Genomic DNA, 14,016 nt, shown 5'->3' with positions numbered 1-14,016 from the left:
GTGAAGAGTGTCGTGAGCATAAGCTGTTGATCCATGGGCGAATTCAAGCGGAATTCAGCGGCCAACTGCCGGATCTAGGTTTAACGCTCAGCTCAAGGGGCGAGGCGCTCGCGCAGCCAAGCCCCTTGCTCGTCTTGCCGATAGGCCAGGCGGTCGTGCAAGCGCGAGGGGCGGCCCTGCCAGAACTCGAAACGGTCGGGCCTCAGGCGATAACCCCCCCAGTGCGGAGGCCGGGGCGGGTTGAGCGCATGGCGCAAAGCCGCTTGCGCCGCATTGGCCACCAGTGTGGCCCGCGAGCTGATGACTTGGCTTTGCGGCGAAGCCCAAGCCCCCAAGCGAGAGTCCAGCGGGCGCGAATGAAAATACTCGTCCGACTCTTGCTCGGAAGTCTTCTCAACCCGGCCCTCAATGCGCACCACTCGCTCCAACTCCACCCAATGGAACTGCAAGGCAGCCCAGGGCGTATGAGCTAACTCCTGCCCTTTGCGGCTCTGGTAGTTGGTGTACCAGACGATGCCCTGCTCGTCATAGCCTTTGATCAGCACGATGCGGGTCGAGGGGCGGCCCTCGGCGCTCACGGTGGCCAGCGTCATGGCATTGGGTTCGGGCAGTTCCGCCGCCAGAGCCTCTTTCAGCCAACGGTCAAATTGCAGCAGGGGCGTTTGTTCTGAGGAGGACTCATCCAACTCAGCACGTTCGTAACTCTTGCGTAACTGGGCTATGTCTTTCATCACGCCAGTGTACGTCTGTGACTCTCTGACAATTGCCAGCTAGGGCAATGCCTTAGGTGAAGCCACGACTGGTCGGCGCGGGCGACTGCCAGCATCCTCTCACTTGTGCGCTCATGGGTGAGCGCTATCTCTGCATTGAAAGAAAGTGTTGGCATGAAGTCGGGTCCGGTCGTGGTGGTGTTGGCAGCGGGGCAGGGGGCTCGCTATGCAGGTGCACGCCACAAGCTGGCCGAGCCCTGGGGCGAGCGCACCGTGCTGGGCCACACCCTGCACCATGTCGTCTTGACCGGCTTGCCGGTGGTGGTGGTCACCACACCTGCTTTTGCGGAGGAGGCCGCGCGCCACATTGCCCGTAAAGACGTGGTGGTCATGGGCGGGCCTGATGGGCCGCCCCGTGGTGGCATGGGAGATTCGATCGCTGCGGGGGTGGCGTCGCGGCCGTCGTCGTCTGGTTGGCTGATGGTGCCGGCTGATATGCCCATGCTTTTGCCAGCGACCATCCGGCAAGTCGCAGAGGCCTTGAAGCGCCATGCTTTGGCCTATGCTCAGGTGCAGGGGCGCCGGGGCCATCCCGTGGGTTTTGGCAGTGAGCTCTACTCCGACTTAGTGGCGCTCACCGGTGATGAAGGGGCACGTCGCATCTTGGCGCGCTACCCCGCTCATGCCATCGAGGTGAACGACCCGGGCAGCCTGCAAGACATCGACACTTTGGAAGATCACGCTCGCCTGCACCAGCAGTGGCGCACCCAAATGGGCATTGCCGCAGCGTGATGAGCGGCTGGGCGGCGCTCAGCGGGCCTGAGGGTCGGCGTGTGTTGGGTTGGTCTCCAACTGCTCGGCCAAGCGCATCAGGCGCTGCACTTCAGCATCACGGATGCCCATGCGCTCCAACTGCGTGGCGGTTTGTGCCAGGTACTCCAAGGTGCTGCCGTAGCGGCCACGTGCCCGCTGAAAGATCTCCAGCAGGGCTGCATCGCTGAGTCGTCCAGTGTGCGAGGGGTGGCGGTGCGGCAAGGTGAAGGCCAGGGCTTGAACTCGGCCCTGCGGCGTGCGGCAACTCAACCAGCGTGGGTCATACACGCCAGTGGGCATTTCGCGCTCCCACAGGGCTTGCAGCACGTCTCGCTCGCTACCCGCACGCACGCGATACACGCGCCCCACGCAAGAGCCACCGGCCATCAACGCAAAGACCAGGCCCGGGCAGTCCACGCTGCCTCGGTTGACGCGCGAGCGCATCCGAAAGGCGCGGTGCCAGCCTGCGACACCGGCCTCTCGCATCTCCATCGCGTCGAACTCACGCTTCCACAGCAAGGACGCGTAGCCAAAGATCCACAGCGCCTGCTGGCTGGCTCGCCAATGTTCCAGGGCTGCAGCGAGCAAAGGGGCCGGGTCGCGCCAGCCGGGCAGGGTGTGAGTGGCGGGTGACGGAAGCGAGGAAGCCATGAATCGCGAGCATACCGACAACGGCGACAGGGGTTTGACCATGTAATCAAGTTACACGATAATGAATGCATCGGTTACAAACTTGTTTCTTAACAAGCCTCTCGCTTATGACTGCACTTCATCCTGTTGTAGACGGCGTCACCCAACGCATTCGCGAGCGCAGCGCTGCCACCCGCAGCGCCTATCTCCAAGGTGTAGACGCGCTGCGCCAGCGCGCGCCCGGCCCTGATCGCCTGGGTTGTGCCAATGTGGCGCATGCCTTTGCGGCCTTGCCGAAGGACGAGCGCTTTAAGGTGGTGGCGCAGAAGGCGCCCAATCTAGGCATCGTCACGGCCTACAACGACATGCTGTCGGCCCACCAGCCTTACGAGGGCTATCCCGCCCTGATTCGTGAAACCGCGCTGAAACTCGGCGCCACGGCGCAAGTGGCTGGCGCCGTGCCCGCCATGTGCGATGGCGTGACCCAAGGCTACCCCGGCATGGAGCTGTCGCTGTTCTCGCGCGACACCATTGCGATGAGCACGGCCATCGCGCTGTCCCACGATGTGTTTGACGCCGTGCTGCTGCTGGGCATCTGCGACAAGATCGTCCCGGGCCTCTTGATTGGCGCCTTGCACTTCGGCCATCTGCCTTGTGTGTTTGTGCCGGCAGGCCCTATGGCTTCGGGCTTGTCCAACGGCGACAAGGCCAAGGTGCGCGAGAAGGCGGCCCAGGGCCTGGTCGGCCGCGATGAACTGATGCAGGCCGAACAGGCCGCCTATCACAGCCCTGGCACCTGCACGTTCTACGGCACGGCCAACTCCAACCAGATGTTGTTGGAAGCCATGGGCTTGCATGTGCCGGGCAGCGCCTTTATTCATCCGCATGACCCACTGCGAAAAGCTTTGACCCAAGAGGCCGTCAGCACGGTATTGAGCCTGACCCGCCAGCAGCGCGACCTGCCCATCGGCCACTTGGTGGATGAGCGCTGCATCGTCAACGCCATGATCGCCTTGCTGGCCACGGGCGGCTCTACCAACCACCTGATCCACTGGATCGCTGTGGCGCGCTCGGCGGGTATCTTGATCGACTGGGGCGATTTCTCTGAACTCTCCGGTGTCATCCCCCTGCTGTCGCGGGTCTACCCCAACGGCGCGGCCGATGTGAATCACTTCCAAGCGGCGGGTGGGCCGGCTTTTGTGCTGCGCGAGTTGCGCGAGAACGGCCTGCTGCATGCTCATGTCGGCACCGTCGCCGCCGGCGGTATCGCCGCCTACGGCCAAAAGCCAGTGCTGGACGACGGTGTGCTGCGCTGGGAAGACCTGCCCGCTCAGAGTGGCGACGACAGCGTGGTGCGCACCGTGTCCGCCCCCTTCTCGGCCACCGGGGGCTTGAAGCTCCTCACCGGCAATGTGGGCCGCTCGGTGATCAAAGTGTCGGCTGTGCCTGAGGAGCGCCACATCGTCGAGGCGCCGGCCATCGTTTTTGACAGCCAAGAAGCGCTTCAAACTGCCTTCAAGGCCGGGGAATTGGAGCGCGACTTCATTGCCGTGGTGCGCTTCCAAGGCCCGCAAGCCAACGGCATGCCCGAGTTGCACAAACTGACCCCTCCCTTGGCCGTGCTGCAGGGCAAGGGCTTCAAGGTGGCCTTGGTCACAGACGGCCGCATGTCAGGCGCCTCCGGCAAGGTGCCGGCCGCCATCCACGTCAGCCCCGAGGCGCTGGCGGGCGGCCTGCTGGCCAAGGTGCGTACCGGCGACATGGTTCGCCTGGACGCTGTGGCCGGAACCCTGGAAGCCCTGGTGCAAGCTGCAGAGTGGGACGCCCGCCCCTTGGCCCAGCGTGATGCCGCACTGGCCGACAGCCACGCCCACGGTCTGGGTCGCGAGTTGTTCGCCGGCCTGCGCCGCAATGTCAGCACCGCCGAGACCGGCGCTTGCTCTTGGCTTTGACTTGAAACCGCAAAACGAGACACGATGAACACGCTTGATTTGGTGACCCATGGCCCGGTGATTCCGGTGATCGTGATCGACCGCTTGGAAGACGCTGTGCCCCTGGCCCAGGCTCTGGTGGCTGGCGGCGTCAAAGTGCTGGAGGTGACGCTGCGCACGCCTGTGGCGCTGGACGCCATCCGCGCCATGGCCCAGGTGCCCGGCGCCATCGTCGGGGCCGGCACCATTCGCAGTGCCGCCGATGCCCGGGCCGCCAAGGCCGCCGGTGCGGTGTTTGGGGTCAGCCCCGGCTACACCGCCGAGGTGGGCGCAGCCTGCCGTGAGCTTGGTTTGCCGCTGCTGCCGGGCGTGGCCACGGCCAGCGAGGTCATGGCCGCACAGGCCGACGGGCTCAACTTCCTGAAGTTCTTCCCGGCCACGGCGGCGGGGGGCATCCCTCTGCTCAAGGCCTTGGCCGGTCCCTTCCCGGACGTGGTTTTCTGCCCCACGGGCGGCATTTCGCTGCAAACCGCTCCTGACTTTTTGGGCCTGCCCAATGTCAAGGGGTGCGGGGGCTCTTGGCTGACCCCAGCCGATGCCGTGAAGGCGGGCGACTGGGCGCGCATCACGCGATTGGCCCAAGAAGCGCAGGCTTTGCGCGCCTGATCAGCGCTCAGGATGGGGCTGGGCCTGCACGGCCGCCAGCCCCGCTTCAGCCTCAGGGCCGTAGGCCTCGCGCCAGCGGTTCATGATGCCGTCGAAGCCATCGAGCCGTTCGCCCGGCAGGCCGTCTTCGGCGTGCCAGGGCGCGATGCGGCTCTCGATGGCAAAGTGACTGGCTGGGGTGAAGGCTGCGGGGTCATTCAGGCTACCGATCGACAAATCCATGCGTTGGGAGTCGAGGAACTCGAACGTTAAGGGAGTGCCGCAATGCCCACAAAAGCCACGCTGCGCGAACTTTGAGCTTTGGTAGAAACGGGGCTGCTCTGCCCCCGTCCAACGGACTTCGTCTTTGCGCAGATTGAGGTAAGCCGCCCGCGTATTGCCAAACGCCAGTTGGCACATGCGGCAGTGGCAGTAATAAGCTTCGCGGTGGTCGGGGCGGGCTTCATAGCGCACGCGGCCACACAGGCAGCCGCCTTGTACCGGGGGCAGGGCAGGGGTCATGAGAGTCCACCTCGCCGTGATTTCAGCCAAACGGCCATGCCCTGGCTGTTGAGTTGAATGTCCACCGCCAAAACGCCCAGCAAGCGCTCATCGCTGTCCGTGTGGCCATGGGCTCTCAGGCTGCGCAGATAGATCTGCGCCAAGCCTTGTTGCAGCGCGGCCTCGGGCGCGTCCAGGCTTTGGCACGCATCACCCAGGCGCACAACCTCCGCCAGCATTTCGCTTTGCAGCGCCGCCAGTCGAACCACATCATCCAATCGGCCATAGTGGGTCAGATAGACGCATTGCGGCTGCTTCGCGAGCAGCTTTTTCCAAGACGCTGCCAGCGCCACCGGATCGAACTGGACGGGCGTGCTCGACGGCAAGATCCAGGCTTTACCCTGAACATCCAACTCGCGATACGAAATGCCAAAGGTGTCACCGGTGAACCAGCCTTCGGTCACAGGGTCCCAAATGCAGTGGTGATGGCGCGCGTGGCCTGGGGTGTCGATCAGGGTCAAATGCCGCTGCCCGACCGGCAAAAGCTCGCCATCATGGCTGGGCTGAATGCGTGAGCTGGGTACGGGCCTCACATGGCCGTAGGAGCGCTGCATTTCGGCCTCACCATAGATGGCCGTCGCACCGCTCCTGAGCATCTGCGGCTCGACCAAATGCCGCAAGCCTTTGGGGTGCACCACCACCTGGGCCTGGGGCAGGTGGCTCAGCAATTCACCCACGCCGCCGGCGTGGTCCAGGTGCACATGGGTCGGGATGATCCAGCGCACCTGGCTGCGCGCTAAGCCTACGTGGTCCAGTGCTGCGAGCAGCCTGGGCACGGAAAGGCTGGTGCCGCTGTCAATGAAAGCGGCTTCGCCCGCATCCACCACCAAGTAGGCGGCATCAAAGGCCGGGCGCTGAAAGCCGGTATCGACCGTGTAAACACCGCCGCCCTCGGCGTGCGGGGGCGGGGTGTCCATGCCGTTCATGGCGGAAGGCGTCAGTTGCCCAAGGCCTGGTAGTAGCGCGCCAGCTCCACAATGCCGTCAGTACCTTGCAGGCCGCGCAGGGTTTGCTGGGCCTTGGCCTTTTGCTTGGCGGCCAGTTGGGCGCGGCCCAGGGCCAGTTTGGCGTCATCAGGCCGTTTGAGTTGGCCCTTGGCGATACCTTGGCCGATCAAGGTCTCGGCCTGAGCGGCATCACCGGCGCCAATGCGGCATTGGCCGAGTTGCACCAAGGCATTGCCGTCCTTGGCGGCGGTGGCTTCGGCCAATTTGGCAGTGAACCCCGCCTTGTCCTCGGCGTCGCGCTTGTCCACCAAGGCCTTCAGGCGCTTATGGCGTTCAGCGTCAGTGCCGGTGCCCAGTGCGCCTGCGGCAAAGCCTTTGTCGACCACTTGCTTGGCTTCCGTGCTGCAGCCGGCTTGCAGGGCCAGTTGGGCCATTTCCATGAAGTCGTTGGTGGCTTCCAGGTTGCCCGTTGCCAGCTTCAGGCGCATCACGTCGAGTGAAAAGCGGTCAGAGAAACCCGGCTTGCGCGGCAGGCGACCCAAGGCTGCGGCCCAGTAGTCCTTCTTGGGGTAATAGGTCACCAGCTTGTCCAGGGCTTGGGCCTGACCCGCTGCGTTATTGGTGCGCGAGTAAGCGTCAGCCAAGCGCAGCAAGTCGTTTTCTTCAGGGCGTCGGCCTGCTTGTTCAGCGGCGGAGACAGCCGCAGCCGCGTCTTTAGCAATCGCCCCATAGTCGCCGCTGTTGGCCTGTAGATAGGCTTGCAGTTGCTTCAAGGTGGCGCTGTTATTGCCCAGCGACTGTGCCTTGCTGACCCACTGCGTGGCTTTGGCGTTGTTGCGCAGTTGGGAGTAGGCATAGGCCAGCGACTCGGCGGTTTGCGCTTGCTCAGCCGCGCTGAGCTTGCCTGAGTTCATCAGGTCTTCCATGGCGTCGGCCGCAGCGCCGTTGTCGCCTGCGCGCTGGGCAGCGGCAGCACGCATGCGGTCAATGGTGAACTGCTCGGCCGGCGTCTTGCCGCCCACACCATTGGCCACGTTGGCCTTGGCCAGCGCTTCCTTGGCCTTGCCTGCCTTCAGCATGTCGCTGGCCTCCTTCAGCGGCTTGGCCACTTCGGGGCGGATGGCTTGGGCTTGGGTCAATGTGACAGCTGCGCCGAGCGCAACCGCTACGAAAAACTTACTCGATGGTTTCATGTATCTTCCTTCTGGCATCGGTTTGTGCACAGTCGTTGAACTAAGCATTGACCATTCATCATCTTTCGCTACTCCAGTTTCCACTGAAACATGACATTGCCAGTCGATTTCAGTGGCGCTCCATCACTGTACTTGCCGGGTACAGCTTTGCACCCCAAGAATGCGGAGATAACTGCCTCATCGAGCAGTTTGTGTTCTCTGCTGTTCCCGCAGCTCTTGACGATCCGTGCATCAGAAATCGTGCCATCGATCTCTACGTCGTAAGCTGCGACTACCTCGCATTCGATTTCGGCCCGCCGTGCTGCCTGTGGATATTGGGGGCGCAGACAGGACTCTCTGGGCTGCTTGAGAGGCTGGGGTTTTAAGCCAAATGGAGGGACGTAACTTGGATCCTTCTGCGCGAAGGCTAATGAACAGAAGCCAAGCAAAAAGAGCCCAATAACAAAAAGAGGCACAAGTGCTTGTGCCTCTTTTGATAAGGCCATGGGGAGGCCAACTCTCGCAAGCATGATCAATTCATGAAGCGTTCGTTACCCACGATACCAATCTTGGTGACGCCCAGGCGCTGAGCCTCGGCCAGCACCATGGCGACGTGCTTGTACTCCACCAGCTTGTTGGGGTTCAGGTGAACCTCGGGCTGGTCGGGGGTCTGCGCGACGCGATAGAGCTTCACCTGCAGATCGCCGCGGCCCTCCAGGGCTTCACCTTGCCAATAGAGGGTACCGTCAAAGTCCACATCGATCTTCACGATCTCCGGGGGCGTTGGAGGTGGCGCCTGGTTCGAGTTCACGGGCATGTTCATGTTGACCGCATGTGTCTGCACCGGGATGGTGATGATCAGCATGATCAACAACACCAGCATCACGTCAATGAGCGGTGTGGTGTTCATGTCCACCATCACATCATCACTGCTGGAATTTCCGACGTTCATTCCCATTGGGGACCTCTCTTATGTTCCGGCAGCTTACTGACGAGCTGGCGGTTCGGTGATGAACCCCACCTTGGCAATACCAGCGCGCTGGACCGCCACCATCAGCTTTCCGATGGACTCGTAGCGGACGGCCTCGTCACCGCGAATATGTACTTCTGGCTGCGGATCTTTAACGGCCTCCTTCTTAAGGTCTGCCACCAAGGTGTCTACGTCCGGGTACTTCTTGATGCCCCAATAGACATCTCCATCCTTGCTCACCGCCAGCAGCACGTTCTCCGGCTTGGTTTGAGTAGGGATGTTGATTTCCTTGGGCAGAGTCAGGTTGACTGACTGCGTCACCACCGGCACGGTGATGAGGAAGATGATCAGCAACACCAACATCACGTCCACCAGGGGCGTGGTGTTGATGGCTGCGTTCATCGCGCCGTCATCGTCACCGTCAGATGAACCCACATTCATTCCCATGGGTGTTTCCTCTCGCTTTGTTGCTGCCGAGGCCTTTTAAAGCCCCGGCGGGAGCCCATGACAATTACTTCTTGCCAGCCAGCAGCACGTTGTGCAGGTCGCCAGCGAAAGAGCGAACTTGCTCCATGGCCAGCTTGTTGCGGCGGATCAACCAGTTGTAGCCGATCACCGCAGGCACAGCCACGGCCAAGCCGATGGCCGTCATGATCAGCGCTTCACCCACGGGGCCTGCCACCTTGTCGATCGAGGCCTGACCAGAAACGCCGATCTGGGTCAACGCTTGCAAAATGCCCCACACCGTGCCGAACAGACCAACGAAAGGAGCGGTAGAGCCAACCGTTGCCAAGAAGGCCAAGCCGTTCTGCTGCGAAGAGTTGATGGTGTCGACGGCGCGCTGCACGCTCATGCCGATCCAGGTGTGGCGGTCGATTTGCCCGACTAGCGTGCCCTCATGATGCTCGGCGGCCTTCATGCCTTCTTCGGCCACATAACGGAAGGCGCTGCGCTCAGGCAGAGCTTCAGTGGCCTTCTTCACGGTGCCAGCGGACCAGAAGCCAGCGGCTTCGCGGGCGCTCTTGTAGAGCTTGCTCTGCTCCCAGAGGCGCACGATGATGATGTACCAGCTGCCGACCGACATGATGATCATGATGGCCAGGGTGATGGTGGTCACGCTGAACCAGCCAGCGTGCTTCACCATGGCCTTCAGGCCATAGGGGTTCTCGATTTCTTCCTTCTTGACTTCAGGAGTCGCCACACCGACGGGGGGAGCCGCAACGGGCTCAGCAGGTGCAGAGGCCGCAGCAGGCGCCGCTGCATCAGCTGCGGATGCAGCTTGCGCCAGGACATCGGTGGGAGCCACGCTCAGGGAAGCGATGGCAAGGGCGGCCGCCAAGAACGGGGCACGGATGGTGTTCAAAAAGGACATGGTTCCTCCGGAATACAAAGGGTCAGAGCGCAGCCATTAGGCTTTCGCGGTTCGATAAGAGATGGTTGCGCAGGGATGGGGTAAGGTCAGATCGGTGAGGGCTTACTCGAGCTTCCAGACATAAACCACGCGGCCGGAGAGCCGCTCGGCCTTTCCGTCAACCGTGCCGGGTTTGCCGCGAACGGCTTTGACGGCATCGACCGTGGCTCTGTCCAGTTGCTTGTGCTCTCGGGACGATCCGCAAGATTTCTCGACGTTGGCCTCAGTGATGACACCCGTGGTTTCCATCACATAAGACACCACCACCTCGCACTCGATTTCGGCACGTCGAGCCGCCGGGGTGTACTCGGGCTTATCAGCCTCACCAAAGCGAATCGACGGCGCCGTTCGTGCCGGAGGCGCGGGCGGTGCCGGGGGCGCCGTAGGCGGCCCAGGCGGTGTCGCTGCCGCTGGCTTAAATTCCTGGGCGGGCGGGGGGTTCACGCTTTGCGTCGTGATCGTCGGTTGCTGTTGCACCTGGACGTTCACTTCGGGCGGAGGCACCCAAGCGGGCGGCGGCGGCAGGTTCTTGGGTGGTGGCGGCGGCAACTTTTCCGGTGGTGGAGGCGGGGGCGGCTTGACCTCCTCGATGATTTTGGTCTCGATTGGGCCTTTGACCACGTCGACCACCTTCTTCGCATTGCCCGTGACAATGGCCCAAGCGAGGATGACATGGAGCCCAACCACGACGCTCAACCCAACTCGGTTTTTGTTAGGGTCGCGCTGTGCTTCAGCGTAATTCACTCGTTTTCCTCCAGTCGCTCTCAAGGAGCGCTGATGTCATAAAAGCGACTTTTTGGGTCGCGAAGCCTGAACTATATCCAGAACTTTCATTCAGCGAATTCGGGCTTCACCCTAATCTTTGACAGGTGAAACAACGAGGTAACCGAACGGAATGAGCTTCTAGGGGGGGGTGACCGAGTGTTGAACGAGTTCGAAAGCCTCGCGTAAGGCGGACTGCATCAAACAGTTTAGTGCCCAGCCAAAGATTGCGTCATTCAAGGCCCCAAAAAGCAAGGAAACTTTCGAGTTATTCTTTTAGCAATCGATTGCAATTGTGGCATGCACCCTTTTTGGGCGAAAGCCGCCTTATACCGAAAACACTCATGGAGAACCCTCGGTACCTGCATGAAACCGGTGATCAAGCCCCTTCAGAGCCAGATAAGTCGTCCAGCCACAGGCGATGCACGCGGCGATCAGTTCCACACTCACAGGGCCAAAGCCCAAATGTTGGCGAACCGGCTCGATGCTCATCATCAAGATCCAGGTTGTGACGGTCAGGCCAGTGACGATGGCCAAGGGGGCCTGTGCCGACAGTGCACCACCACGCCATGTGTGGTGCTTCAGGATGAGGCCCCAGCAAGCCGTCAGCAAGGCGGTGAACCCAAGGCTGCGCACCGTGTCGACTGAACCGCTGAGCCACCAGCTCATACCATAGAGGGTACTGACCAGCAGCCACACCAGCATGCCTTGCAGCAAACTTTGGCGCAGCAGAGCGCCCGACAACAAGGGTGACCCGGCCGAGCGAGGAGGCCGATGCATGGCCTGTGGTTTCAGGGGCTCGGCCTCCAACACAATGGCACAGACCGGGCTGATGACCATCTCCAGAAACGCGATGTGGACAGGTGCCAGCAGCGTGGGCCAACCCAACAACAGAGGTGTCAGGGCTAAGCCTGCAATTGGAACGTGAACAGCGATAGCAAATGCCATGGCATCGCGAAGGTTGTCCTCCAAACGCCGACCGGCGCGCAGGGCGTGCACGATGCCGCCGAGTTGGTCATCCATCAAGACCAGGGCTGCCGCCTCACGTGCGACATCGGTGCCACGCGCACCCATCGCAATGCCAATATGAGCTGCTTTCAAGGCTGCGGCGTCATTGACTCCGTCGCCGGTCATGGCCACCACGTCGCCCTCCGACTGAAGGTGCTGTATCAGGGCCAGCTTTTGCACAGGCGTCACCCTGGCGAATACGGCCGTCTGCCGAACCAGTGGCCCCCAGTCCCCTGCGGGCAGGGCTTCCAATTGCAGCCCCGTGATCACGCCGGTGCTGCGGCCGAGGTCGATTTGTTGGGCAATCGATTGTGCGGTGCCTGCGTGGTCCCCGGTGATGATCAGCACCCTCAACCCGGCGGCGGTACAAGCCTGCACGACGCCTTGGGCTTCCGGCCGCAAAGGGTCTGCCAGAGCCAGGAGACCGAGCAGGGTCCAGTCAAAGCCATGAGGCGTTTCCGGCCAGACCTCGGCCGTGTGGCTGGCGGAGGCCACCGCCAGCACCCGCCATCCCTTGGCTGCAAGATCATTGGCCTGCGCCAACACTGGCCCTTGCTGGGCTGGTGATAGGCGGCACAAGGAGATCACGGCCTCAGGGGCGCCCTTCATGGCCAGTTGAGCGGGCTCTTCACTGCGGCCTTGCCAGGCATGGGTCATGGCCATCAACTCAGGGCTCAGTCCGTACTCATGCACCAGCTTCAGGCGCGGCTCTGTCTGCGGGCCAGCAATGCCGTCGCTGGCCCAGGCCACGATGGCTTGATCCATGGGGTCAAATCGCTCGGATTCACAAGCCAGCAGCGCCACCGTGGCCAGCCCTGAGGTTTCCGGCGACTGCGGCGGCCCTGTCCCCAGCAGCCACCTTTGTTCTGTCTGGCTCACCCAGGCCACCACAGCCATGTGGTTTTGGGTCAAGGTACCTGTCTTGTCCATGCACAGCACGCTGGTGCTGCCCAAGGCTTCAACGGTGGCGGGTCGTCGCACCAGAACGCCCTGGCGCGCGAGCCGCCAAGCGGCCATCACGCTGAACACCGTCAAGATGATGAGCAACTCTTGCGGCAGTAGCGCCATGGCCAGGGTGATGCCGGCCAAGAGGCCGCCCAGCCAATCTTGGTACAGCCAGCCTTGAGCCAGGGCCAAGCCTGCACTCAAAGCCAAGGCCCAGAAGCTCAAGCGACGAACCCACCCCCGTATCTCCAGCGCCATCGGGCTGTCCGGGCTCTTCAGGTCTTGCAGGCTGCTGCCCATGCGCCCGAGCACGGTGCTGAGCCCCGTCTCGGTGACCCGGGCCCAACCTGTTCCGGCCAGCACCAAACAACCGGCGAGCACTCGACGATCAGCCTCTGCCCCTGCCGCCGCCTTGGCCACGGGCAGGGATTCGCCCGTGAGGATGGACTCGTCGACCAACAGGTCGCTCGCTTGCAGCAGGTCTGCGTCGGCGGCCACGCGGTCGCCGTCGCTCAGCAACATCAGGTCGCCTCGCGCCACCTCGGCGCCGGGGATGCGCAGTCGCTGGCCGTCACGCAGCACCCAGGCCTGGGGCGTCGCAAGGTCTTGCAGTGCCGCCAGAACCCCTTGCGTTCGGTGTGCCTGAGTCAGGGTGATCGCCAGGCTCAGGAGCACAAACCCCAGCAGCATCAGCGCATCCACCCGCGACCCCAATGCCAGGTACAGCAGGCCAGCTGCCGTCAACAGCATGAAGAGGGGCTCTGAGACAACTTCCAGCGTGAGCCGCCACAGGCCCCGTCTCACCGGCTTTTGCAGCGCATTCGGGCCGAACAGTCGCAGCGCTCTGGCCGCCTCCGCCGCCGTCAGGCCGGGGCCGATGCTGGGCGGGGCAGCCGAGGGCTCAACCGGGGGGCTGGTCAAGGTCGCTCTGGCGTAGCATGACGGGCTCGATGGAGCCGCCCGCCACGCGCCGCCTCACCGCCTCGGCCAGGGCCTCGGCATGGGCCAGATACAGGGCCAGGGCATCGCCGTCTGGGCCGTCGGGTTGATACAAATAACGCAGAACATGACTGGGTACGCTAGCGCCTACAGGCAGCTCATTGACCCGCACCCAAAATCGCACGGCGCCGCTGTCTGCGTGCAGATAGGCGGAAGGCTTGTTCGCAGACATAGGGCACTCAAGGCCGAACGACGAGCTCGTTGCGCACTGCCCGCACGCCCTTCACCTTCCAACTCAAGGACTCCGCCGTGCTGCGCTCGGTGTTGTTCTTGGCAAAGCCCGACAGCATCACGGTGCCGTTGAGTGTTTCCACCCGAATGCTGCTGGCGTCGACATCTGGGTTGTCGACAAAGCGTGCTTTGACGGCGGTGGTAATGCTGGCGTCGTCGATGTAGGCGCCCAGCGACTCTTGACCGCGCGTCACCGCACAGCCGCCGAGCGTCCCCAGCACGGAGCTGGCGACCAAGAAGGCCAAGAGGGGAGCTTTGAAAGAAAACATGTGAAACCTCCG

16 protein-coding genes are annotated in these 14,016 nt (G+C 62.7%); 3 read left to right on the top strand and 13 right to left on the bottom strand.

Annotation, left to right across the window (positions count from 1 at the left end):
• Positions 1-92: 92 nt before the first annotated feature.
• Positions 93-731, bottom strand: coding sequence for a pyridoxamine 5'-phosphate oxidase (pdxH, locus tag ACIQ3Q_RS02970; protein ID WP_396267485.1), 639 nt, complete (start codon positions 729-731; stop codon positions 93-95).
• 153 nt (positions 732-884) lie between these two features.
• On the opposite strand from pdxH, the gene ACIQ3Q_RS02965 reads away from it, so the two are divergent.
• Positions 885-1,502, top strand: coding sequence for an NTP transferase domain-containing protein (locus ACIQ3Q_RS02965; RefSeq protein WP_396267484.1), 618 nt, complete (start codon positions 885-887; stop codon positions 1,500-1,502).
• Positions 1,503-1,520: 18 nt separating this feature from the next.
• Here ACIQ3Q_RS02965 and ACIQ3Q_RS02960 read toward each other — a convergent pair whose 3' ends face one another.
• Positions 1,521-2,174: a gamma-glutamylcyclotransferase gene (locus ACIQ3Q_RS02960; protein ID WP_396267483.1), complete on the bottom strand. Its 654-nt coding sequence runs from the start codon at positions 2,172-2,174 to the stop codon at positions 1,521-1,523.
• Between the two features lie 107 nt (positions 2,175-2,281).
• Here ACIQ3Q_RS02960 and edd point away from each other — a divergent pair, with 107 nt between their 5' ends.
• A complete protein-coding gene (gene edd / locus ACIQ3Q_RS02955) occupies positions 2,282-4,105 on the top strand; it encodes a phosphogluconate dehydratase (RefSeq protein ID WP_396267482.1) in 1,824 nt (607 codons plus the stop codon).
• Between the two features lie 24 nt (positions 4,106-4,129).
• On the top strand, positions 4,130-4,750 hold the full coding sequence (gene eda, locus ACIQ3Q_RS02950; protein WP_396267481.1) for a bifunctional 4-hydroxy-2-oxoglutarate aldolase/2-dehydro-3-deoxy-phosphogluconate aldolase: 621 nt from the start codon (positions 4,130-4,132) through the stop codon (positions 4,748-4,750).
• On the opposite strand, the gene ACIQ3Q_RS02945 is transcribed toward eda, so the two are convergent.
• From ACIQ3Q_RS02945 to ACIQ3Q_RS02895, 11 genes are all read right to left on the bottom strand, one after another.
• On the bottom strand, positions 4,751-5,251 hold the full coding sequence (locus ACIQ3Q_RS02945; RefSeq protein WP_396267480.1) for a GFA family protein: 501 nt from the start codon (positions 5,249-5,251) through the stop codon (positions 4,751-4,753).
• A complete protein-coding gene (locus ACIQ3Q_RS02940; protein ID WP_396267479.1) occupies positions 5,248-6,207 on the bottom strand; it encodes an MBL fold metallo-hydrolase in 960 nt (319 codons plus the stop codon). The genes ACIQ3Q_RS02945 and ACIQ3Q_RS02940 overlap by 4 nt, the downstream gene beginning before the upstream one ends.
• Positions 6,208-6,227: 20 nt before the next feature.
• Complete coding sequence (locus ACIQ3Q_RS02935; RefSeq protein WP_396267478.1) at positions 6,228-7,430, bottom strand: hypothetical protein; 1,203 nt, start codon at positions 7,428-7,430, stop codon at positions 6,228-6,230.
• A gap of 68 nt (positions 7,431-7,498) precedes the next feature.
• A complete protein-coding gene (locus ACIQ3Q_RS02930; protein ID WP_396267477.1) occupies positions 7,499-7,915 on the bottom strand; it encodes an energy transducer TonB in 417 nt (138 codons plus the stop codon).
• A gap of 26 nt (positions 7,916-7,941) precedes the next feature.
• Positions 7,942-8,367, bottom strand: coding sequence for an ExbD/TolR family protein (locus ACIQ3Q_RS02925; RefSeq protein WP_396267476.1), 426 nt, complete (start codon positions 8,365-8,367; stop codon positions 7,942-7,944).
• 27 nt (positions 8,368-8,394) lie between these two features.
• A complete protein-coding gene (locus tag ACIQ3Q_RS02920) occupies positions 8,395-8,826 on the bottom strand; it encodes an ExbD/TolR family protein (RefSeq protein WP_396267475.1) in 432 nt (143 codons plus the stop codon).
• 64 nt (positions 8,827-8,890) lie between these two features.
• Complete coding sequence (locus ACIQ3Q_RS02915; protein WP_396267474.1) at positions 8,891-9,751, bottom strand: MotA/TolQ/ExbB proton channel family protein; 861 nt, start codon at positions 9,749-9,751, stop codon at positions 8,891-8,893.
• 102 nt (positions 9,752-9,853) lie between these two features.
• The gene (locus ACIQ3Q_RS02910; protein ID WP_396267564.1) at positions 9,854-10,477 is read right to left on the bottom strand and encodes an energy transducer TonB; all 624 of its coding nucleotides are present in this window, start codon (positions 10,475-10,477) and stop codon (positions 9,854-9,856) included.
• 417 nt (positions 10,478-10,894) lie between these two features.
• Positions 10,895-13,426 (bottom strand): cation-translocating P-type ATPase, encoded by a 2,532-nt coding sequence (locus ACIQ3Q_RS02905; RefSeq protein ID WP_396267473.1) that lies wholly within the window; start codon positions 13,424-13,426, stop codon positions 10,895-10,897.
• Positions 13,407-13,676, bottom strand: a complete 270-nt coding sequence (locus ACIQ3Q_RS02900) for a hypothetical protein (RefSeq protein WP_396267472.1) — start codon at positions 13,674-13,676, stop codon at positions 13,407-13,409. The genes ACIQ3Q_RS02905 and ACIQ3Q_RS02900 overlap by 20 nt, the downstream gene beginning before the upstream one ends.
• A 7-nt stretch (positions 13,677-13,683) precedes the next feature.
• Positions 13,684-14,004 (bottom strand): BON domain-containing protein, encoded by a 321-nt coding sequence (locus ACIQ3Q_RS02895; protein WP_396267471.1) that lies wholly within the window; start codon positions 14,002-14,004, stop codon positions 13,684-13,686.
• Positions 14,005-14,016 lie beyond the last annotated feature (12 nt).

Source organism: Ideonella sp., from assembly GCF_044358605.1.
Taxonomy (GTDB): Bacteria; Pseudomonadota; Gammaproteobacteria; order Burkholderiales; family Burkholderiaceae_C; genus Ideonella.
The sequence above is the reverse complement of the archived record's forward strand: the minus strand, read 5'-3'. Positions and strand labels throughout refer to the sequence as shown.